Annotated in this window: 12 protein-coding genes and 1 riboswitch; of the genes, 10 read left to right on the top strand and 2 right to left on the bottom strand. The window is 72.0% G+C overall.

The genetic code is table 11. The features are described from left to right. The first annotated feature begins 60 nt into the window (after positions 1–60). From SM793_RS01670 to SM793_RS01655, 4 genes are read left to right on the top strand one after another with little or no spacing between them, the layout of a single operon-like run. Positions 61–4,854, top strand: a complete 4,794-nt coding sequence (locus SM793_RS01670) for a DEAD/DEAH box helicase (RefSeq protein ID WP_320436162.1) — start codon at positions 61–63, stop codon at positions 4,852–4,854. After that, positions 4,851–6,788 carry a UvrD-helicase domain-containing protein gene (locus SM793_RS01665; RefSeq protein ID WP_320436161.1) on the top strand — a complete coding sequence of 646 codons (1,938 nt, stop codon included), beginning with the start codon at positions 4,851–4,853 and terminating at the stop codon, positions 6,786–6,788. The genes SM793_RS01670 and SM793_RS01665 overlap by 4 nt, the downstream gene beginning before the upstream one ends. Next, entirely contained in the window at positions 6,785–10,018 is a 3,234-nt protein-coding gene (locus SM793_RS01660; protein ID WP_320436160.1) for a helicase-related protein, read from the top strand. The genes SM793_RS01665 and SM793_RS01660 overlap by 4 nt, the downstream gene beginning before the upstream one ends. Before the next feature lie 4 nt (positions 10,019–10,022). Continuing rightward, a complete protein-coding gene (locus tag SM793_RS01655) occupies positions 10,023–11,876 on the top strand; it encodes a DUF1998 domain-containing protein (RefSeq protein ID WP_320436159.1) in 1,854 nt (617 codons plus the stop codon). A 72-nt stretch (positions 11,877–11,948) separates the two neighbouring features. On the opposite strand, the gene SM793_RS01650 is transcribed toward SM793_RS01655, so the two are convergent. Continuing rightward, entirely contained in the window at positions 11,949–12,950 is a 1,002-nt protein-coding gene (locus SM793_RS01650) for a class I SAM-dependent methyltransferase (protein ID WP_320436158.1), read from the bottom strand. 420 nt (positions 12,951–13,370) lie between these two features. After that, complete coding sequence (locus SM793_RS01645; RefSeq protein WP_320436157.1) at positions 13,371–14,828, bottom strand: glycine hydroxymethyltransferase; 1,458 nt, start codon at positions 14,826–14,828, stop codon at positions 13,371–13,373. Positions 14,829–14,848: 20 nt separating this feature from the next. Continuing rightward, a riboswitch (ZMP/ZTP riboswitch) is annotated at positions 14,849–14,946 on the bottom strand. Between the two features lie 318 nt (positions 14,947–15,264). On the opposite strand from SM793_RS01645, the gene SM793_RS01640 reads away from it, so the two are divergent. The 6 genes from SM793_RS01640 (at position 15,265) to SM793_RS01615 (ending at position 23,098) form a co-directional block, all read left to right on the top strand. Next, positions 15,265–16,239: an ABC transporter permease gene (locus SM793_RS01640; protein WP_320436156.1), complete on the top strand. Its 975-nt coding sequence runs from the start codon at positions 15,265–15,267 to the stop codon at positions 16,237–16,239. Positions 16,240–16,345: 106 nt separating this feature from the next. Further along, positions 16,346–18,100 carry an ABC transporter substrate-binding protein gene (locus SM793_RS01635; RefSeq protein WP_320436155.1) on the top strand — a complete coding sequence of 585 codons (1,755 nt, stop codon included), beginning with the start codon at positions 16,346–16,348 and terminating at the stop codon, positions 18,098–18,100. A gap of 93 nt (positions 18,101–18,193) precedes the next feature. Continuing rightward, positions 18,194–19,186 (top strand): ABC transporter permease, encoded by a 993-nt coding sequence (locus SM793_RS01630; protein ID WP_320436154.1) that lies wholly within the window; start codon positions 18,194–18,196, stop codon positions 19,184–19,186. A gap of 31 nt (positions 19,187–19,217) precedes the next feature. Continuing rightward, positions 19,218–20,963, top strand: a complete 1,746-nt coding sequence (locus SM793_RS01625; RefSeq protein ID WP_320436153.1) for an ABC transporter ATP-binding protein — start codon at positions 19,218–19,220, stop codon at positions 20,961–20,963. Positions 20,964–21,125: 162 nt separating this feature from the next. Beyond that, complete coding sequence (locus SM793_RS01620; RefSeq protein ID WP_320436152.1) at positions 21,126–21,689, top strand: EF-hand domain-containing protein; 564 nt, start codon at positions 21,126–21,128, stop codon at positions 21,687–21,689. Between the two features lie 302 nt (positions 21,690–21,991). Then, positions 21,992–23,098, top strand: a complete 1,107-nt coding sequence (locus SM793_RS01615) for a PhlD (protein WP_320436151.1) — start codon at positions 21,992–21,994, stop codon at positions 23,096–23,098. The last annotated feature ends 9 nt before the right edge of the window (positions 23,099–23,107 follow it).

Here is a 23,107-nt window from a genome sequence, read left to right as displayed (position 1 = left end):
CCGTGCGCCGGCACCCCCACCCCACGTGATCGTTCGGACACACCCCGGAACAGGTGCTCCATGAGTGACCGGCAGTTCGCCGACCCCTCCTCCTCCCCCGTCATCGCCACGGTGCTGCGACAGTCGTCCGTGGTGCTCCAGACGTACCGGGTCGACCCCGGTCTCGTGCAGGAGCACGCGAACGGCGAGGTCCGCATCACCCAGGGCGGCTACGGCGACCGCCAGCTCTTCGAACTCGTGCAGAACGGTGCCGACGAGATCGCGGCGGCGCCCGGCGGCAAACTCCACGTCGTCCTGACGGACACTCACCTCTACTGCGCCAACGAGGGAACAGCGGTCACCGCCGAGGGCGCCGAGACCATCCTGCGCATGAGCGTCTCGCGCAAGCGGGGGGGCCAGATCGGTCGCTTCGGCGTCGGCGTCAAGTCGGTGCTCTCCGTCAGCGACACGCCGCAGTTCTTCAGCACCAGCGGCAGCTTCGGCTTCGACCGCGACTGGTCCGCCGAGGAAATCGCCGCCGCGCTCGGTGCCACCGGTCCCCTGGGCATGGACACACCGGTGCTGCGGATGGCCCGGCCGCTCGACGTCGACCGGGAGAAGGCCGAGGACAGCGTCCTCGCGAGCCTCCTCAAGTGGGCCAGCACGGTCGTCCGGCTCCCCCTCCTGCCGGGCGCCGCCGAACGCCTCGGGCACGACATCAACGGGCACAAGTATCGCGACGGACGAAAGGTCGACCCCTTCCCCGCTCGGTTCCAGTTGTTCTCCTCGCACGTCGGGGAGGTTCTCCTGCTCGACCACCGGACGATGCCCCCGGTCCGCCGTGAGATCACGGTGGAGAACAGTGGTGTCCACCGCCGACTGAAGGAGATCACCCGGGGGGCCAAGCCCACCGTCGAGGACTGGAAGGTGTACTCCGTCGCGCACCGGCCCACGGAAGGTGTCCGCGACAGCGCCGGGGAGCTGCAGTACCGCCCGGTCCTCGACATCTCCTGGGCGGTGCCGGAGTACACCGTGAAGAACGGTCTGCACACGGTGCCGCAGGGGAAGGGCGAGTTCTGGGCCTTCTTCCCGACCAAGTACGAGGTGTCGCTCAGCGGAATCCTCAACGCTCCGTGGAAGACCAACGAGGACCGTCAGCACCTGCTCGACGGAAACACCTTCAATCTGGAACTCCTGCGGACCGCGGCCGAACTGGTCGTGAGCACGATCCCCGCCCTGATGCCCGCCGAGGACCCCGCCGCCTACCTGCCGCTGCTCCCGGGCCGCACCAAGGAGTCCCTCAACTGGGCGGACGACTACCTGCTCCGGCAGATCTGGTCGCTCGCGAACCGCATGCCCTCGCTCCCCGACCAGGACGGTGAGCTGCGGATCCCGGCGGACCTGCACATCACCCCGGCGAACCTCGAGAAGGACTGGGTACGGATCTGGTCCGAGTACCCCGGCCGTCCCAAGGACTGGATCCACCCGTCCGTCGACGCCGCCGACAACGCTCTGCGTCGCGGCAAGATGAACCACATCCTCGACGAGACCGGCCTGAAGCCCGAGAGCGTCACCACCTGGCTCGAGGCCCTGGTCGGCGACGGAACGGCGGAGGCGTCCTGCCACGCCATCGAGATCCTCTCCTCCATGGTGCTCACCGACCAGTCCCGCCGACTGCGTGGGGACTCCGAGATCACCGCGGCGGCCCGCAGGGCGCGGATCGTGCTCACCGAGGAGCACGGCATGGTCGCCCCGGTGGCCGGTGAGATCTTCCACCGCACCTCGGAGGACGCCCTGCGCGACGACATGGTCTACGTCGACCCGCGGATCTCCGGGCGCAACGACATGGCTCGCCACCTGCACAACATCGGCATCCGGGTCGCCGACGCCCAGGGCCGGTTCGAGGGTGTCCTCGACCAGGGGTTCGACCACTACGGGGCTCAGGACTGGACCAACTTCTGGGTGCTGCTGCGCAGCGCCGGCGGCAACGCGCAGGTCGACCGCGTCCGTGCGAAGGTCCCGAAGCCGATGGAAACCCTGCGCGTCCGGACCGTCGACGGTCGTTTCCGTCCCATGCGCGACTGCCTCCTGCCCGGCCCGGTGGTGCCCGCCGACGGCAGCCGGGACCGGTCGATCGCCGTCGACGTCGACTTCCACGGCAGCGACCGACCGATCTTCCGCGACCTCGGACTGACCGATCGACCGACCCCGGGGCACCGACCGGACCAGGAGCCGTGGTTCGAGAGGTACCGGGAGGTCGTGCACGAGCACCACCTGCGGACCCTGCCGTCCAACGCCCCGCGGCCGAGCCTGTCCCGGCTGACCCTCGAAGGCGCCCCGACCGCGGGACCGCTGCACCTCCTCGAGACGCTCTCGGACGAGGGCCGCGCGGGATTCGTGGCGGCGCTGCCCGACATGGGGATCGTCCGACAGTGGACCAGCCAGTACGGTGCCCAGACGGCGACCCGCAAGGCCGTGCTCTCCCCGCTGCGTTGGATGGTCAACAAGTACGGGCGGGTCAACACCTCGATGGGCATGACCCGGGTCGGCGAGGCCGTGGGTCCGCAGCTCAAGGAGTACGCCGGGGTCCTGCCGGTCGCCGACATCGGCGCGGAGACCGCGCAAAAGCTGGAAATGCCCACCACCGCCGACGCCGTGCCCCCCGGCCGCTGGGGCAAGCTGCTCGAACGGGTGCTGGAGAGTGAGGACGACGCCTTCATCGGTCGTGCCTATGCCCTGCTGCTGCGGGTCGGCTTCGACTTCCCCGAGGACGTGCTGACACGGTGCCGGATCGGGAACACCTGGGACACCCGCCCCGACGGCAAGATCGCCGTGGCGACCAACGAGAACGACTTCAAGGAGCTGGTCCGCGAACAACTGCCCGCCGTCCTGGTCGCCGACCGGTCCGATGCGACCACCGCCAAGGCGATGATCGAGGAATGGGGCATGCTCAAGGTCTCCGACGTCATCACCAAGGAGATCCGGGCCGTCAGGATCGGGCCGGCGGTCTCCCTGTTCGACGAGTTCACCACCGTGCGTGCCCGGATCGGCAGCGCCGGGAGCAACCTCAAGATCCAGCGCTGCTCCGAGCTCGAGCAGGTCGTTCGCACCGAGAAGGGCGCCGAGCCCACCCCGCTCGCCTCCGCACGCAAGGGCAGTGCCCTCCTCGTACTCGATTCCCTCGATCGCCTGCAGGTCCTGGTCGCGGCCGACACCGAGTTCAAGTGGGGCTTCGGTACGGCCGGATGCCGGCAGGCGCTCGAACTCCAGGACCGCCAGGAGCAGGACCAGCAGCTCCAGGCGCGCCTGCGGGCCGTACGGGAGGCCGAGAGCGTCATCGACAAGATCGCGCTGCTCATCGGCGCCGATGCGCTCACCCGGGGCCTGCCGCCGGGCCTGTTGGAAAGCGAGGTCGAGGAGAGCGGCGAGGAGCCGGAGACCCGCCGTATCGCGGAGATGGCCTTCAACTCGCACGGCGAGTCGATCCTCGCGGAGCACGTCCGCGACCTGGCACTGGAGTTCCCGTCCCGGGCCCCGAGTTCCTTCAACGGGAGCGACAAGGCCCGCCGCTTCGTCGCCGACCTCGGCTTCCCCGACTCCTTCGCAGGTGCCCGGGCGCCGTCGCTCGACCCTCGGCTGGAGGTCGACGGGCCGTCGGAGTTCCCGTCGCTGCACGCGTACCAGGAACAGCTCGCCCAGGCGCTGTTCCGGCTGCTGGAGAGTCCCACGCCGCAGCGCGGCATGCTCAGCCTGCCGACCGGCGCCGGCAAGACCAGGGTGACGGCCGAGGGCGTGATCCGCTGGATCCGGGACGTCGAGTCCCGTCCGGGGCCCGTGCTCTGGATCGCCCAGACCGAGGAACTGTGCGAACAGGCCGTCCAGAGCTGGCGGTTCGTCTGGTCGAAGGTCGGCCCGGAGCGCCCGCTGGTGATCAGTCGGCTGTGGTCGTCCAACTCGGCCACTCCCGTCGACGGTCGCATCCACCTGGTCGTGGCCACCGACGCCAAGCTCGCCGAGTGCCTGGACACCGACGACTACGCCTGGCTGCGCGAGGACACGTCGCTCGTCGTGGTCGACGAGGCCCACACCGCTGTCTCGCCCCGCTACACCCGGCTGCTCGAACTGCTCGAACTCACCCAGCACCGCACCGGCAGGCACCTGGTCGGGCTCACCGCCACGCCCTACCGGAACAACGAGGAACTGACCCGACGTCTGGTCCAGCGTTTCGGCGCGCGCCTCGACACCGGGGTGTTCGACGGCGATCTGGCCGACGCGATCAAGCAACTGCAGCACATCGGGGTTCTTGCGGAGGTGCGCCATCGGGAGCTGGCCGGTGGGACGATCTCCCTCAACCCCGACGAGCTGAAGCGGTCCGCGACGTTCGCCACCTTGCCGAAGGGGGCCGAGCAGCGGTTGGCCGACGACCACGACCGCAATCAGCGCATCATCGACGAGATCGCCGACATGCCCTCCGACTGGCCGATCCTGGTGTTCGCCACCTCCGTCGCCCATGCCAAGTTCCTCGCCGCGAAGCTCAAGGACCGAGGGATCACCGCCACCGCCATCGACTCGACGACCTCGGTCGCCGACCGCCGTCAACGGATCGACGCCTTCCGCAACGGTCGGATCCAGGTGATCACCAACTACGGTGTGCTCACCCAGGGCTTCGACGCGCCGGCCACCCGCGCCGTGGTCGTGGCCCGTCCGACCTACAGCCAGCACATCTACCAGCAGATGATCGGGCGTGGCCTGCGCGGCCCCAGGAACGGTGGCAAGGAGACCTGCCTGATCCTCAACGTCCGGGACAACGTCACCAACTTCGGTGAGCGACTCGCCTTCACCGACTTCGAGTACCTGTGGGGAGCGGAGAAGTGACGTCGCCGATCCTCGAGAACCACGTGCTCACCGCCGAGCAGCAAGCCGTCGTCGACCAGCCCTGGGACGCGCGCGTGCTGGTGACCGCCGGTGCGGGAGCCGGAAAGACCCACACGCTCGTCCGGCGCCTGGACGCCCTCGTGGAGCGTGAGGAGCTGGAGACCTCGGAAATCCTGGTACTGAGCTTCTCCCGAGCCGCGGTACGCGAACTCACCGAACGGATCGGACGCCGTTCCTCGGCCGCGCAGCGGGTGCGGGCCCGGACCTTCGACGCCTGGGCCGCGGGTCTGTTGAACCGCGCGTACCCGGAGACCGACTGGAGTGCCTTGCCGTTCGACCGACGGATCGAGGCAGCCACCGAGGCCATCGACCGCGGCGCCGTCGAGGTCGGCGAGTACGGCGTACCGGCCCACGTCGTCGTCGACGAGGTCCAGGATCTCGTCGGTGCCCGCCGGGAGATGGTGGAGGCGTTGCTCGACCGTTTCCAGGAGAACTGCGGATTCACCGTGGTCGGCGACTCGGCCCAGTCCGTGTACGGCTTCCAGGTCTCCGATCCGGACCGACGCGCCGAGGAGACGGATCGTTTCCGGGACTGGCTCCGGGCGAGTTTCGGCGAGGACCTGGTCGAACTGTCCCTGGGGGAGAACTTCCGCGCGCGCAGCGAGGACGTCAGGTCGGTCCTGCGGTTCGGTCCGCAGCTCCAGCGGCTGCCGCGCGACAACGGGTCGGCGGCCACCGAGGCCGAACGGATCCACGGCGATCTGCGGGCCCTGCTGCTCGCAGCACCGAACTTCGGGAACCTGGACTCCGAGTTCGTCCGGGCCGCGCTCCACGACTACCCCGGCACCACGGCGATCCTGTGCCGCGACAACGGCCAGGCCCTGATGATTTCCGGCCGTCTGGCGGACGCCGGGGTGCCGCATACTGTCCAGCGGTCGGCCGAGGAGCGCTCCGCGCCCGCGTGGATCGCCGGTCTGCTCGCCTCGACCAGTGCCTCGACGCTCCTGCAGGGCCGGTTCACGGAGCTGCTCGGTGACCTCGAACTCCCTCCCGGCCCGAGCCCCGACGCGCTGTGGCGGTCGGTGCGCAAGGTCGCCAGGGGCGCCCGCGGCGTGCTCGACCTGGCGGCACTCCATCGTGCGCTCGCCGAGCGACGGCTTCCGGACGAGCTCACGGCCCCGTTGCCGTCGTCGCTGGTCGTCTCGACCGTCCACCGCGCGAAGGGCCTCGAGTTCGACCGGGTGCTGATCGTCGAACCGCGGGTGCTGAAGGAACCGCGACGTGTCGCCAAGAAGAAGTACGACTACGATCCGGCGGCAGAGGCCCGCCTCCTCTACGTCGCGATGACCCGGGCCCGGGACGACCTGTACGTGCTGGACGCTCCCAGTACGTGGCAGGTCCGCAAGGACGGCCGGCTCGACCGCTGGTACCTGGGCGGCCGGAGCTCCTGGGCGCGCAACGGCATCGAGATCCTCGGTGACGACGTGTCCCACGAGCTTCCGCCGGGGGCGGAGGACCTGCGGAAGGATCCGGTCGGACTGCTCGAGGGCCTACGGACCTGGGTCGCTCCGGGTGCGCGGGCGGAGCTGGTGCTGCTGCACGGCATCCCGGTCGCGCCGGACCAGTCGCCGCCGTACGCCGTCGCCGTGGACGGACGGCACGTCGCCGTCGTCTCGCAGCGGTTCCGCGCGGACCTGTGGCGGATGCTCCGCCGCAGTGCGCACTCCGAGGTCGAGAACTGGCCACCGCTGATCACCGGGCTGCGGGTCGACTGCGTCGAGAGCGTGGCCGGCGACGCCGCCGCGGTCGAGCGGGCAGGTCTCGACAACCGGGGAGTCTGGTTGGCACCCCGGCTCTGCGGTCTCGGTCGCTTCCAGTGGTACGACGACGGGCAGACCCCGACGAACGCCGACACCGAGGAGGGGTCCGCATGAACGACTCGCCGTACACAGCCCACTACGGGATGTGCGATTCCCTTCTCGAGGCGCTCCGTTCCGACCTGCTGGGCCCCCTCGGAGGTGAGGAGGAGGTGCTCACGGACGACGCGCCGATCACCGTGTATCCGATCGGCGTGCTCTTCCCCCGGACCCGGCCGGACGAGATCCGTCCGGAGGTCCCGGAGCTGGAAGCGGAACGCGACGGACTGGACAGCGCTCCGCTCACGGCCCGACGTGACGCCGAGGAAGCCTCCACCGACCTCGGCGTGTCGCTCGCCAACATGCGCATGCCCTCCTCGATCGGCCTCACCTTCGCCGTCGACCCCGCCGTCGCGCACCGGATCCGCTTCACCGTCCGGGCGGGCATCTACGTCCCGCAGGACGAGAAGGGCAGGCCCGTGCCTGCCGAACGCTCCGAGGCGCGGACGACGAAGACCCAGCAGGAGAACTGGCGACGCGTCCCCCTCCGCCCCGAGGCCGTGGAGGTCGACATCACCTCCCCGGGGAACCTGCCTCCGACGGTCCTGCACACCGGTCTCGAACTCCGGGTCCTGGTCCGTCCGGCCTCGGGGGCGGAGGGCACGGTGACGGTGACCGCGACAGTGGTGAACAGTCTGGAGATCGGCCCGTACGACCTCCGTGACGCCCACTGCTTCTACCAGCCGGTGCTGGAGGTCACCGGCGTGCCGGAAAGCTCCACCCCGTTCGTCGAGCGACCGGCCGCACTGGCGGCCGTCGATTCCGAACAGGCACTCAGCCGTCTGCTCCATCGTCACGCGCCGAGTTTCGCCACCGGCCACGGGTGTGCCGCGCAGTGGAACTGGTCCCCCTCGCCGATCGGAGCACCTGCCACGGAGCGAGCGGCCGTCGGGGCGGTGCGCACCGAGTTCGTACCCGCCCACGAGGTGCTGCTGACGGAGTCGAATCCGCTGATCGACACCGCGGCCCTCACCATGCACGGCCTCGGGACCGCCGATGCCGAGGACATCGTCGCGTCACTCCACCGACTGCTCACCGGGTACGAGGAATGGGTGGACGCCCAGGAGACTCTGGTGCGGTCCGCGGCGCTCGACGGGCACCGCGGGACCGCCGCCGAGCAGATCGACCGCTGCCGACACGCGCTCCGCCGCATGCGTGTCGGCGTCGACCTGCTGGCCGACCCGGCACGGCCCGAGGTCCTCCGGGCCTTCCGGTTGGCGAACCTCGCGATGGCCGAGCAGCGGGCGCGGACCGCCTCGGTCAAGAACGGCCGGCAGGACGCACCCGACGTCCGCGCCGGTCGGTGGCGACCGTTCCAGATCTCCTTCGTCCTGCTGTGCCTGGCGGGCATCGTCGACTCCGAGCACGAGGACCGCGGTGTCGCCGATCTGCTGTGGTTCCCGACCGGTGGTGGCAAGACCGAGGCCTACCTGGGCCTGATCGCCTTCACCACCTTCCTCCGCCGACTCCGTGACGGCGAGGACGGCTCGGGTGTCACGGTGCTGATGCGGTACACCTTGCGGTTGTTGACCCTGCAGCAGTTCGAGCGGGCGGCGGCCCTGATCTGCGCCATGGAGAGACTGCGGTCGGCGGATCAGGAGTCGCTGGGGCGCGAGGAGATCTCCATCGGCATGTGGGTCGGGCGCTCCGCGACGCCCAACACGCTGGCTGTCGCCTCCGAGAAGCTCGCCGAGCTCGTGACCAACCCGCTCCGCTCGGTGCAGACCGAGAACCCGGTGCAGCTGCGGAACTGCCCCTGGTGCGGCGAACCGCTGTCGGCAGCCGACTACGCGGTCGACGAGGTGGAGGAGCGCATGAGCATCCGCTGCCCGTCGACGGCCTGCGACTTCCGTTCCGGGCTCCCCGTACACCTGGTGGACCAGGCCGTGTACCGGGCCCGGCCGACCCTGGTGATCGCCACCGTCGACAAGTTCGCTTCCATGCCCTGGCGGGAGAAGTCGGCGGCGCTGTTCAACCGGGACCGCCCGGGCCGTACCCGGCCCCCCGAGCTCATCGTCCAGGACGAGCTGCACCTGATCTCCGGCCCGCTCGGCACCCTGACCGGTCTGTACGAGACCGCGGTGGACACCCTGGCGGCCCGGCCGAAGATCATCGCCTCGACAGCCACCATCCGACGGGCGGACGAGCAGGGAGCCCGCCTCTTCGCACGCCGGGTGGAACAGTTCCCGCCGGCCGGTCTGGACGCCCGCGACTCCTGGTTCGCGGTCGAGACACCCGCCGACGGGAAGGCCGCCCGCCGCTACGTCGGTCTGCTGACCTCCAGCACGAGTCAGTCCACGCTGTTGATCCGTGTCTACGCAGCGCTGTTGCACCGTGCCGCGGTGCACGACGCTCCCCCGGAGGTGAAGGACGCCTACTGGACCCTGGTCGGCTACTTCAACAGCCTGCGACTGCTGTCCGCCGCCGAACTGCAGGTCCTCGACGACGTACAGGACCGACTGGAGTACGTCTCGGCACGCGACGGGTCGAAGCCCCGCACCGTGAACGGGCTCACCGAACTCAGCAGCCGGGCGAACGCGAGCGACATCTCCAGAAGGCTGAAGGAACTCGAACGGGGACTCCCCCAGGCCGACGTGCTGGATGTTCTGCTCGCCACCAACATGATCTCGGTCGGGGTGGATGTCGATCGACTCGGCCTGATGGCCGTGATGGGACAGCCACAGACCACCGCCGAGTACATCCAGGCCACCAGCCGGGTCGGCCGTCGTCACCCCGGTCTGGTCGCCGTCATGCTCAACTCGGCCCGGTCCAGGGACCGCTCGCACTACGAGGACTTCCACCACTTCCACTCGGCGCTGTACCGGGAGGTGGAGTCCAGCAGTGTCACACCGTTCTCCTCCCGGGCGCGTGACCGCGGGCTGCACGCGGTGGTCGTGGCGCTGACCCGCCTGATGCTCCCCGAGGCCGCCGCGAACGACCGGGCGGCGCGGATCGAGGACTTCCTACCCGCCTTGGAACGACTCGTCCGTCCCGCCGTGCTCGAGCGGGTGGCGCAGGTCGAGCCGCACGAGTCGGAGGCCACGACCCTCGCCTTCGACAGGTTCGTCGAATGGTGGCGGGACGCGGCACATCTCTCGCCGAGCCTCGTCTACGAGGCGCCTCGCGGGACGCGGACCCCGGCCCTGCTGAGCAGCTACGACGACGAGAGCCCGCACGCCACCGGATGGCCCACGCTGTGGAGCCTGCGCGACGTCGACGCGTCGTCCCCCTTCTTCGAGGAGCGCTGAAGCGATGAGCCCCCTACCGCCCCGCACCCGTCGTCGTGGCCCCCTGGCCGCCCCCGTGCGCGCCGCCCGCCGCCTGGGCGAGATCCGCCGCACCCAGCTCGTCACCACGTACGGTGTCGGCGCCATGATCGCAGTCGAGAACGAGTCCTTCATGGTCCGGGGCATCGACTCGTGGGACACCTCGGAGGCGGTCACGGTGGTGGAGCCCCGCCTCGCGCAGCAGTTGGGCGTGGGCGGGTTCCGGCTGCCGCCGGCACCCGACCCGACCCGGGCCCGGGACGGCGTGCGTGCCTCCCGGTTCCCCCTCGTGTACTCCTGCCCGCAGTGCGGTTCGCTGGCCCCTTTCCAGCGGTTCAACTCCCCGGCCGGAAAGGCGGAATGCTCGCTCTGCTCGGAGGATCTCGTACCGTCCCGGTTCGTCGTGGCCTGCGAGAACGGCCATCTGGACGACTTCCCCTACTGGCACTGGGTCCACCGCGGCACCGGGCGACCGAGTGGCGGTTCCTGCGGCGGGAGTCTGTCCCTGCGCACGGAGGGTTCGACCGCCTCGCTCCGCGGCGTGGTCGTGAGCTGCAGCTGCGGTGTCGACCCCGTGTCCATGGAGGGTGCCTTCCGGCGGAAGGCCCTCAGGGACCTCGGACTCGGCTGTACCGGGCGGCTTCCCTGGCTGAAGGACGCACCCCACGAGCGGTGCGGTCTTCGGCCGCGCACCCTCCAGCGCGGTTCGTCGTCCGTCTGGTTCCCCGTGGTGCACTCCGCGCTGTCGATCCCCCCGTGGAGCGAGGGACTGGCCAAGCTCGTGTCCCGCTACTACGACAAGCTCAAGGACGCCTCATCGGCGGACATCCGGGGCTTCCTGAAGGTCGAAGGGGTGCTCGGAAAGCACCCCGAGTACTCCGCCGACGAGGTCGTCGATCTGGTCGACCAGTGGCGACAGGCGGGAACGGTCGACGAGGGGACGGCGGAAGGGCGATCACAGAGCCTGCGGGAGAAGATCTACCGTGACGAGTACGACACGCTCCGTCGTGCGTACCCGGAGCGGGAGGACGCCGAGCACCAGGACTTCGTCTGCGAGCCCCCGATCTCTTCCGTCCTGCCACTCACCCGCTCGCACGGCATCGAACAGGTCATGCTGCTGCACCGGCTGCGGGAGGTGCGGGCGCTCGAGTCGTTCACCCGGGTGGACGAGCCCAGCATGGCCGACGCCCCGTCGCGGCGGGCCCGGATCTCGCTCACGCCGCAGAACTGGCTCCCCGCCATGGAGGTCTCCGGCGAAGGCGTGTTCCTCCGGCTCGACGAGGAGCGGCTGCAGGCATGGGAGCAGGCCCCCGGGCCGGTCTCCCGTGCCCGAAGGGTCCGGGAGAACCATCAGCGCCTCCTGGAGGACCGCGCCGGAGGCGCCCGCATCGCTCCCCGCTCACCCGCCAGTCCCCGGTATCTGCTGCTCCACTCGCTGGCCCATGTACTGATCAACGAGTGGAGCCTGGACGGCGGCTACCCGGCGGCCGCTCTGCGCGAGCGGCTCTATGTCGACAAGGACATGGCGGGCATCCTGATCTACACGGCCACCAGTGAGTCGGCCGGGAGCCTCGGCGGCATCGTGGCCCAGGGGGAACCGGACCGACTCGCCGCCGGTCTGCACTCTGCCCTGCAGCGGGCCGGTTGGTGCTCGAACGATCCGCTGTGCATGGAGTCCGAGTCGAGCGGCGCGGACGGACTCGACCTGGCCGCCTGCCATGCCTGCCTGCTGCTGCCGGAGACCAGCTGCGAGAACAACAACATCCTGCTCGACCGTGCGGCCCTGGTGGGGACCCCGGACGGGCGCACGGCAGGGTTCTTCGGAGCCACGGGCTTCTGAGCCGGTCGCGGGAGTGCCGGTCGGGTGAGGTCCCGGCCGGCACTCCCGCCCTCTGGACACGCCCCCGGCGGGTCAGCCGCGGCGGGCGCGGCGGATGGCGGAGGTGACGACCGGGGGGAGGAGGTCGCCGACGGCGCGCTTGGCGACGTTGGCGGGGCGGCGGCGTTCGGCGGCGCGGGCGCGGCGGTCGGCGAGGTCGCGGTCGGCCGCGTCGCGGTCGTGCTCGGCGGTGCGGAAGGCCTCCTCGGCGACCTGCTCGGCGGCGCGCCGCTCCGCCTCGGCGGCCAGCCGGGCGTGGTGGCGGGAGACCCGGAACGGTTCGGCCCCCGCGTCGCTGCCGCTGATCCGGACCAGCCGGTGCCCGTCGACCGACTCGCTGGTGATGTCGCAGTGCGGCAGGGTGCCCCGGCGAGCCAGCAGGTCGAGCTGGGCGGGCTCGGGGTCGCCCCAGGTGCCGTAGAACTTGCTGTCGGTCAGCACGATCGGCCGCAGTCCGTGGTTGAACACGGCCTCCCAGGTGGCGGCGGCGACGCCCGGGGTGTGGGCGGAGCGGTAGTCGTCCAGCACCACGACGCCGTCGGGGGCGAGCGCCGTCCGGGCCACCTGGATGTCCTCGGCGACGTGCTCGTAGAGGTGCGAGGCGTCGATGTGGATGAAGCGGAAGGCGCCGGGCGCGACCCGGCCGCCGGCCAGTGTCGAGGTCGGGGCCTGCACGATCTCCGGCAGCCGCTCGTTGAAGGCGAGGTAGTTGGTCTCGAAGGCGGTGCGGGTCAGCGTCCTGCGGTAGGACATGTCCATCTCGGCGGCGTTCTCGTCGTCCGGGGCGTCGGAGTCGAAGAGGTCGCAGACCGTGAACGTCTCCCCCGGCTGGAGGTGCGAGCCGATGACGATCGCGCTGCGACCCAGATAGGCGCCCATCTCCATGAGGTCCCCGGAGCTGCCGGCCTTCTCCTGCCGACCGAGGAACCAGGCGAAGAGGTGACGGTCCTGGTCCCAGAACCACCCGGGTACGTCGTCGAGCACCGCCGGTTCAGCAGGTCGCTGCTGGTCGGCACTGAGTGCGGCGTCGGTCACGAGGCGGCTCCTAACACGGTACGAACGACCATTGGGCACGATTCTCCGGACTCGGGGTCTGCCTCCGCGGCCCTGCGACGGCCCTGGCGGTCCGCGGCCGGGCCCGACGGGCGGTCCGGGCGGACGGCCCGGGCGGACGGGGGCGACCCGGACTGGCACCGACGGTAGTCCGGGGTGCCCGAGTTCGCTGCAATCTACTCGCCACGGAGCGGAGTTGCGCGGGCTCGGAGCAAAGAATTTCGGGCCCCCGGCAATTTGTGCGCGGAGTTGACCGAGACCCGTACGCGACACGGGGACGGTCCGTCCATAGTGCCGTCCGACCACCCGATTGTCATCAGCACGACCCCCCGGGGGGAGCGGGCGGAGCAGCGGGCCCGGCCCGGCCGGGGGCGGTGGCCCCGGCCGGACGGGTGGCGGCGGTCAGGCCAGGTCGACGCCCGGGTAGAGCGGGAAGCCGGCGAGCAGGTCGGCGGCGCGCCCGGCGACGCCCTCGGCGACGGCCGGGTCCAGCACGTACTGGGCCTTGGACGGCGCTCCGGCGGCGGTGGTGGCCGGGGTGGCGGCGCGCAGCACGGTGTCGATCAGCCCGGCGATCTCGTCCATCTCGGCGGTGCCGAGGCCCCGGGTGGTGAGCGCCGGGGTGCCGATCCGCACCCCGGAGGTGTACCAGGCGCCGTTCGGGTCGCCCGGCACGGAGTTGCGGTTGGTGACGATGCCGGAGTCCAGCAGCGCGGCCTCGGCCTGCCGGCCGGTCAGCCCGTGGCCGGAGACGTCGACGAGCACGAGGTGGTTGTCGGTGCCGCCGGTGACCAGGGTGCCGCCGCGGCGCAGCAGCCCCTCGGCGAGGGCCCGCGCGTTGTCGACGACCTGCTGGGCGTAGTCCCGGAACCCGGGGCGCCGGGCCTCGGCGAAGGCGACCGCCTTGGCGGCCATGACGTGCGGGAGCGGGCCGCCGAGCACCAGCGGGCAGCCTCGGTCGACGTGTTCGGCGAGCTCCTCGGCGCAGAGCACCATGCCGCCGCGCGGGCCGCGCAGCGACTTGTGGGTGGTGGTGGTGACGATGTGGGCGTGGGCCACCGGGTCCTCGTCGCCGGTGAACACCTTGCCGGCGACCAGGCCCGCGAAGTGGGCCATGTCGACCATCAGGATGGCGCCGACCTCGTCGGCGATCTCGCGCATCCGGCGGAAGTCGACCCGGCGCGGGTAGGCGGAGTAGCCGGCCACCAGGATCAGCGGGCGGAACTCCCGGGCGGTGGCGCGCAGCGCGTCGTAGTCGATGAGGCCGGTGGCCGGGTCGGTGCCGTAGCTGCGCTGGTCGAACATCTTGCCGGAGATGTTGGGGCGGAAGCCGTGGGTCAGGTGGCCGCCCGTGTCCAGGGACATGCCGAGCATGCGCTGGTTGCCGAACTCCCGGCGCAGCTCGGCCCAGTCCGCCTCGCTGAGGTCGTTGACGTTGCGGACCTTGGCGCGCTCCAGGGCGGGGCTCTCGACCCGCTGGGAGAGGACGGCCCAGAAGGCGGTCAGGTTGGCGTCGATGCCGGAGTGCGGCTGGACGTAGGCGTGGTCGGCGCCGAAGAGGGCGCGGGCGTGCTCGGCGGCGATGGTCTCGACGGTGTCGACGTTGCGGCAGCCGGCGTAGAAGCGGCGGCCGGCGGTGCCCTCGGCGTACTTGTCGCTGAGCCAGTTGCCCATGGTGAGCAGGACGGCCGGGGAGGCGTAGTTCTCGCTGGCGATGAGCTTGAGCGAGGCGCGCTGGTCGTCGATCTCCCGGCCGATGGCGGCGGCGATCCGCGGTTCGACCTCGCGGACCACGTCGAGGGCGGAGCGGAAGGCGGTGTTGGCGGCGGGGGTGGCGGCCGTGTGCGGCTGCGGGGCCATGGCGGTCTCCGGTAGGGGAGGTCGGGGGCCCAGGCGCTCGGCAACTGCGTCGTGATTCGGCACGGGGCCGCTTCCCGATGGTCGATTCCATCCGTGCGCGCCAGTCGCGGCCCGCCGGAATCGTACCAACGCCGGGCGCCCTGTGGCGGAGATCTCAGAATGCGGGACGGCGGCGGACATGACATACCTTTTGTCCACTTGTGCCCGTTCTTCTGCTACGGCTGTATTGCGGCGGAATGAAGCCGTCACAATTCCCGAAACAAAGCCCGGGAACCCCTTCTCTGGCGGCTTCGGAATGATTTGCGGAAACTCCTCGGTGTCCGATCTGATGGCGCTCGGCGGCGCCCCCGGGAAACCCCCGGGGAGGCCGTCCGTAAATGTACGCCGGTGCACCCACACCCATGGGGCGGCACGGAATTCGGGGAGTACTCCTGTCATGGCAGTGGTCGAACACGTCGCCGCATCGGACGCGCCGCCCGTACGGCCCGCCCCGCCGGGGCTGCTGCGCCGGGTCTGCCGCGACCGCACCGGGGCCGTCGCGCTCGGCGTGGTGGCGCTCTTCCTGCTGCTCGCCCTGGCGGCCCCGCCGATCGCCGCGCTGTACGGCAGGAACCCGACCGAGCACTACGGCCAGGACGCGCCCGGCCTGCTCAGCGACGGCGGCCTGCCGATCGCGCCGAACGGCGGCATCTCCGGGGAGTTCTGGTTCGGCCTGGAGCCCGGCCTGGGCCGCGACGTGTTCACCCAGCTGCTCTACGGCATCCGCACCTCGCTGCTGATCGCCTTCGCCTCGGCCGCCGTGACCACCGCCCTCGGGGTGCTGGCCGGGGTCGCGGTCGGCTACCTCGGCGGAATCACCGACCGGGTGTTCGGCTTCTTCTCCAACGTCCTGCTGGCATTCCCGACCCTGCTCCTGCTGCTCGCGCTCAGCCCGGTGATCCAGTCCCGGCTGGTGGACCCGGGCAGCGCGGAGCCGGAGTGGATGCAGTTCCTGGTGCTGGTGCTGGTGTTCTCCGCGTTCGGCTGGATTCCGCTCGCGCTTTCCCTGCGCGCCACCGTCCGCTCACTCCGGGAAAGGGATTTCGTGCAGTCCGCCCGGGCGATGGGCGCCGGCGGATTCCACATCGTCGTCCGGGAACTCCTGCCGAATGTCCGGGCGCAGCTGCTGGTGCACGCCACCATGGCGGTGCCGGCGTTCGTCGCCTCGGAGGCGGTGCTGTCCTTCCTCGGCGTGGGCATCAACGAGCCGGTCCCGGACTGGGGCCGGATGATCTCCCGCGGCTCCGAGGTGTTCCGGGCCGACCCGACGTACATGTTCTTCCCCGGCGTCGCGCTGCTGGTCTTCGTGCTCGCCTTCAACCTGCTCGGAGACGCCGTCCGGGACGCCCTGGACCCGCGGGCCGCCCGCTGAGGCCGTCCCCGGCCGCGGTCCGACCGACCGACCGCCCTTTTTTCCTCTGTCCATCCGACAGTTCACCCGACCGCCCCGGAGACCCCGGGGCAAGGAGAGATTCGCCATGCGCTGGATCAGACCGTCCCTCGCCGTCCTCGCGACCGCCCTGCTGGCGACCTCCTGCTCGGCCGGCGCGGGCACCACCAGCACGGCCGGCCCCGGCGCCGCGGCCAAGGACGCCTCGCCGCTGACCGCCGCGCTCGGCACCGAGAAGGAGAGCGCCGGACCGGCCCCCGCCGTCCCCGGTGCCCGCGCGGGCGGCACGGTGAACGTCTACAACACCACCGACTTCCGCCACCTCGACCCGCAGAAGGTGTACGCGGGCGCCGCCTACAACACCTCACTGCTCTGGGGCCGCCAGCTGACCCAGTACCAGGTGGTGGACGGCAGGGCCAAGCTGGTCGGCGACCTCGCCACCGACACCGGCACCCCCGCCGACGACGGCCGCACCTGGACCTACCGGCTCAAGGAGGGCGTGGCCTGGGAGGACGGTCAGCCGATCACCTCCCAGCAGGTCAAGTACGGCATCGAGCGCTCCTTCGGCAAGGGCTACGAGGTCGGCCCGCCGTACTGGCCGCAGTGGCTCACCGGCGAGGCCAGCTACGACGACGCCCGCAAGAAGTACGGCGGCCCGCAGGACGGCGACCTCGCCGCGATCGCGACGCCGGACGACCGCACCCTGGTGTTCCACTTCCCGCAGCCGCAGGCCGACGTGCCGTACATGGCCGCGCAGTCCTCCTCCTCGCCGGTGCGCAAGGACAAGGACACCGGCACCGACTACGACCGGCTGCCGTTCTCCACCGGCCCGTACCGGATCGTCGAGCACGTCCAGAACACCCGGCTGGTGCTGGAGCGCAACCCGCACTGGAAGGCGGAGACCGACCCGATCCGCAGCCAGTACCCGGAGAAGTTCGTCTTCACCTTCGGGAAGGAGGCGCTCAACATCAACCAGGAGATCCTCTCCGGGCGCGACGGCGGCGCGGACGCCACCACGGTGGCCACCCCGCTCTCGCCCGAGCTGTACCAGACCGTGGACACCGACCCGAAGGCCAAGGACCTGGTCGTCTCCGGACGGCAGGGCGCCTTCGTCACCTACCTCATGGTCAACAACGAGCGGGTGACCGACCCCGAGGTCCGCAGGGCCCTCAACCTCGCCTACCCGCGCCAGCAGGCCCGCCAGGTCCTCGGCGGCAGCCGGGCCGGCGAGCTGGCCGCCACCCTCAGCTCGCCCGCCCTGGTCGACTGGCAGAAGTACGACCTGAACCCGGCCAGGCCGGAGGGCGACCCGGACGCCGCGAAGGCGGTGCTGGCCAAGGCCGCGCAGCCGCCCGCCGCACTGACCTACGCGCACGCCAACACCCCGAACGGCCAGCGGGTCGCGCAGGTGCTGGTCGACGGCTTCGCCAAGGCCGGCATCACCCTCGTGCCCAAGCCGGTCGACCCCAAGGCCCTGCTGGACGAGGCGCACCGCGCCGACTCCCCCTACGACCTGTGGGAGGAGACCAGCTCGGTCGACTGGCCGACGCCCTCCACCCTGATCCCGTTCTCCTTCGACGGGCGCGCCAACAGCGACCTCAACTCCGCCCGCTACCACAACGCCGAGGTGGACAGGGAGATCGACCGGATCAACCGGATCGGCGAGCCCCGCGCCAAGGCCAAGGAGCTCTACGCGCTGGAGCAGACGGTGATGAAGGACCTGCCGGTGCTGCCGTTCGCCTACCCGAACGTCAACCAGCTGCGCGGCGCCAACGTCGGCGGCGCGTTCGTCCACCCGATCTACGGCTCCGTCAGCCTCGCCTGGCTGTACCTCAAGGCCTGACACCCCGCACACCCCCGGTGGTCCCGCCGCCCGCCCCGCGCGGCGCGCGGCGGGACCACCGCCCCGACGCCCACCGACCCCGGACCGGCCACCATGCTCTCCTTCGCCCTGCGGCGGATCCTCCAGGCGCTCGCCGTCCTGGCCGCGGTCTCCGCCGCCGCCTTCGCCCTCTTCTACGCCGCCCCCGCCGACCCGGCCCGTGCCGCCTGCGGCCCGCGCTGCGACACCGGCCAGGTCGCGGCGGTCCGCGCGAGCATGGGCCTGGACCAGCCGCTGCTCACCCAGTACATCGACTATCTGACCGGGATCGTGGCCGGCCGTGACGTCCAGGACGTCGACGGCTCCACCCTGCACTGCGACGCGCCCTGCCTCGGCTACTCCTACCGGCTGCACCAGCCGGTCACCGAGGCCCTGGTCGACCACCTGCCGGTGACCGTCTCACTGGCGGCGGGCTCGCTGGCCGTCCTGGTGGTGTTCGGACTCGGCACCGGCTTCGTCGCCGCGCTGCGGCACGGCACCCGGACGGACCGGCTGCTCTCCGGCTTCACCCTGATCGGCGCCAGCGTGCAGATCTACTTCCTCGGCTATGTCGCCCAGTGGGGCCTGGTCTACACCACCGGACTGCTGCCGCTGCCCTCCTACACCCCGCCGGCCACCGACCCCGCCGCCTGGGCGGGCGGCATGCTGCTCCCCTGGATCGTCCTCGGCTTCGTCAACTCCGCCGTGTTCGCCCGGCTCTCGCGCTCCCAGCTGCTGGAGACGATGGACGAGGAGTACGTCCGCACCGCCCGCGGCAAGGGCCTCGGGCGGCTCCGGGCGCACCTCAAGTACACCGCGCGCGGCGCCGCCGGACCCCTGGTGCAGCTGCTCGGCCTGGAGGCGGGCGCGCTGCTGGGCGGCGCGGTGATCACCGAGACGGTGTTCGGGCTGAACGGCGTGGGCCGGTTCGCCACCGAGGCCGTCGAGGGGCAGGACCTGCCGGCCGTGGTCGGCGCCGTGCTGCTCGCCGCCTGCTTCGTCGTGCTGTTCGTCGCACTGGCCGATCTGGTGACCGCCTGGCTCGATCCGCGCATCCGCCTCGGCTGAACCCGCCGCCCTCCCGCCTGGAGCCCTCCCGATGACCGCCTCCCCCGCGACCGCCGCCGCGCACCCGACCGCCGCCCCCGCGACTGCCACCGCGACCGCCGCCGCGCACCCGACCGCCGCCGCGCCGCCGGTGCTCAGCGTCCGCGACCTCTCCGTCAGCTTCGCCGACCCGCGCGGCGGCGAACCCGTCCACGCCGTGCGGGGCCTGTCCTTCGACCTCGCCCGGGGCGAGGTCCTCGGCCTGGTCGGCGAGTCCGGCTCCGGCAAGTCCGCCACCGGGCTCGCCGTGCTCGGCCTGCACGACCCGCGCACCACCACGGTCACCGGTTCGGTCCGGCTGGACGGGCAGGAACTGGTCGGCGCCGGGGAGCAGGTGCTGCGACGGGTGCGCGGCGGCCGGATCGCCCTGGTCTTCCAGGACGCGCTCACCTCCCTCAGCCCCTTCCACACCGTCGGCGCGCAGCTCGCCGAGATGTACCGGCTGCACCACCCCGGCGCCGGCCGCGCCGAGGCCCGCCGGAAGGCCGCCGGGATGCTCGACCGGGTGGGCATCCCGGCCGCCCGGACGAACGACCACCCGCACCGCTTCTCCGGCGGCATGCGGCAGCGGGTGATGATCGCGATGGCCCTGCTGAACACCCCCGACGTGCTGATCGCCGACGAGCCCACCACCGCGCTCGACGCCCGCGTCCAGGACCAGGTGCTCGAGCTGCTGGGCGAGTTGCAGCGCGAGCACGGCACCGCCGTGCTGCTGGTCAGCCACGACCTCGGGGTGGTCGCGGGCAGCACCGACCGCACCCTCGTGCTGCGCGGCGGCCGGGAGGTGGAGACCGCGCCCACCCCGGCCCTGCTGGCCGCGCCCCGGGAGCCGTACACCAGGGCCCTGGTGGGCGCCGCGCTGACGCTGGACTCGGTGCCGGGCACGCCGCTGCCGACGGTCGACGACCCCTCGCCCGCGCCCCGGGCGCTCCCCCGGTCCGGGCCGACGTCCGCCGCCGGGCGGTGGCTGGTCGAGGTCGAGGACCTCTCCGTGCACTTCCCCGGCCGCCGCCGCTTCCCCGGGACGCGGTCCGAGCCGGTGCGGGCCGTCGAAGGGCTCGGCCTGCGCATCGCCCCCGGCGAGACGCTCGGCCTGGTCGGCGAGTCCGGCTCCGGCAAGTCCACCACCTCCCGGGTGCTGGCCGGCCTCCAGCCCGCCACCGGCGGCACCGTCCGGTACGACGGCCTGGACGCCACCCGGCCGGACCGGGCGCTGCGCCGGCGGCTCGGCAAGGAGGTCCAGCTGGTCTTCCAGGACCCGTACGCCTCGCTCAACCCGCGCCGCACCGTCGCGCAGACCCTGGAGACCCCGCTGCGCCTGCACACCGCGCTCGGCGCGGGCGAGCGGCGGCAGCGGTCCGCCGAACTGCTGGAGCAGGTCGGCCTGCCGGCCGGCCGGCTGGACCGCTATCCGCACGAGTTCTCCGGCGGCCAGCGCCAGCGGATCGGGATCGCCCGCGCACTCGCGGCCGAGCCCCGGCTGATCATCGCCGACGAGCCGGTGTCCGCCCTGGACGTGTCGGTCCAGGCGCAGGTCCTCAATCTGCTGATGGAGCTGCGCGAGCGGCTCGGCGTCGCCTTCCTGTTCGTCTCCCACGACCTCGCGGTGGTCCGCCACTTCTGCGACCGGGTGGCCGTGATGCACCGCGGCCGGCTCGTCGAATCCACCGACCGTGACCGCCTGTTCGCCGCCCCGCACACCGACTACACCCGGGAGCTGCTCGCCGCCGCGCGCTGATCGGAGCACGGTCCCGGGGCCGCCGTCCACGGGGCGCGCGCGGGCGGCCGACAGTTCGGGTCTTCGCCTGCGCGGCCGGTACCGGGCGGGTTAGCGTGCAGCGAATGAACCGCTGTGACGGTGTGACGGTGTGACGGGACATCTGCTCGATCCGGGGGAAACGTGTCCGAGGAAAAGCTGCTCGCGAGGATCAACCACGGGTTCGACCACCTCGACGCCGACGGGGACGGCCGGCTGACCGAGCACGACCACGTGCTGATGGGCCGGGCGGTGGCCCGCTCGCTGGGGCACGCGGAGGGTTCCCGCACCGAGGAGCGCGTCGTCGACGCCTACCTCGCGATCTGGCGCGACCTGCACGTCTCCCATCTGCCGGTCGGCACCACCTCGATCGGCCGCGCCCAGTTCGTCGCCTCGACCCGCTCGCTCGCCGACGACCCGGTGGCCGCGCGGACCGTGTTCGGCGCGCTGGCCGAAGCCTTCCTCGCGATCGCCGACGTGGACGGCAGCGGGACGGTGGACGCGGGCGAGTTCTTCGTCTTCCAGCGCGGCCACTTCTCCGCCCTCTCCCGCGACGACGCCGACGAGGCGTTCCGCCGGCTGGACCTGGACGGCGACGGCGTGCTCTCGGTCGAGGAGTTCGTCGGCGGCATCATCGAGTTCTGGACCAGCCGCGAGGCCGAGGCCCCCGGGCACTGGTGGGCCGGGCGTCCTCCGTACGCGGTCTGACGCGGCCCCGCCCGGTCCGCCCGGAGGGACCTCGCCGGCTGGCCCGGTCGGACGATCCGCGCAGGTGACCGGCGGTCTCCGGCCGACGGCCGGGGCCAGGGGCGGGGACGGCGGCGGGGTGGTCCGGCGGGTAGCGTGGCGGTGCCGGCGCCCGGACGGGTCGGACGCTGTCACGACGGGTCGGTGCGTCCCGGCCGCCCCCCGGCCGGCCTGGTGCCGCGCCGTCGGGCGCGCCACGACCGCCCGGCCCGGCCGTCGCGTCCGGCCGGACGCGGCGCGCGCAGCCGCAAGGAACCATCCGCATGCCCAGCACGGCCCCCACCCCCGCTCTGACCACCCCCCTCTCCACCCCCACCCCCGCCCCCGCTTTCGTCGCCCGCCCGGCGCTCGCCCTCGGTCCCCACACCGTGACGGCCGAGCGGATCCGGGAGGACATCCTCGACCGCAACCCCGACTACCCGGCCCGTCAGGCCCAGACCGTCCGGCTGGCCCTCGGCAACCTGCCCGGCACCCGCCGCTACTTCCGGCCCTACGAGCTGGTCTCCTCCCCCGAGCGCACCGCCGCCGAACGCAAGGCCACGACCTTCGGCGACCTGCTGTCCGCCGCCGAACACGCCGCCGCCGAGGCGATGCTGACGGCCGGCGTCCGGCCCGAGCAGGTGGACTGCGTGATCGTGTCCAGCGCGACCGGCGACGCCGTACCCGGGCTGGACGTCCACCTCCAGCAGAACCTGGGCCTGCGCCCCGACATCAGCCGGCTGCCGATGAGCCAGCTGGCCTGCGCGGGCGGCGCCCACGTCCTGCTCACGGCCCGTCGCTTCCTGGCCTGGAACCCGGCCGCCGTGGTGCTGGTGGTCGCCGCCGAGTCGCTCTCCTCGCTCTACCAGAACACCCGCACCTCGGTGGAGGACCAGATCTACAAGGGCCTCTGGGGCGACGCGGCGGCGGCCGCCGTGGTCACGGCCGAGCAGCGCACGCCCGGGCTCAGACTGGAGCACTGCTTCGAGTACACCATCCCGCACACCACCGACCGCTACCGCAAGCTGACGGACCACCGGGGCGACCACTTCGCCTCCACCCGGGCCTCGCTCCGCTCGGTCACCGACCTGGGCCCGGCGCTGCTCGACTGGCTGGACCGGCACGGCGGACGGGAGCTGGACTTCGGCGTGCTGCACCCGGGCGGCCCGGCCATCCTGGACCGGCTCGGGGTGCTGCTCGACGCGGACGCCGCGTTCCTGCGGCACTCGCGGGACGTCCTCACCGAGGAGGGCAACCTGGGCGGGGCCACCGTGTTCTCCGTCCTCGACCGCACCCACCGCACGCCTCCGCCGGCCGGCGCCCGCGGCCTGCTGCTGGGCCTCGGCCCGGGCGTGACCCTGAGCACCCTGCTCGCCACCTGGTCCGGGTGAACCGCTGCC

The sequence above is a fragment of the Kitasatospora purpeofusca genome (assembly GCF_034043715.1).
GTDB classification, from domain to species: Bacteria; Actinomycetota; Actinomycetes; order Streptomycetales; family Streptomycetaceae; genus Kitasatospora; species Kitasatospora purpeofusca_A.
This window is presented reverse-complemented; position numbering and strand designations above follow the sequence as displayed.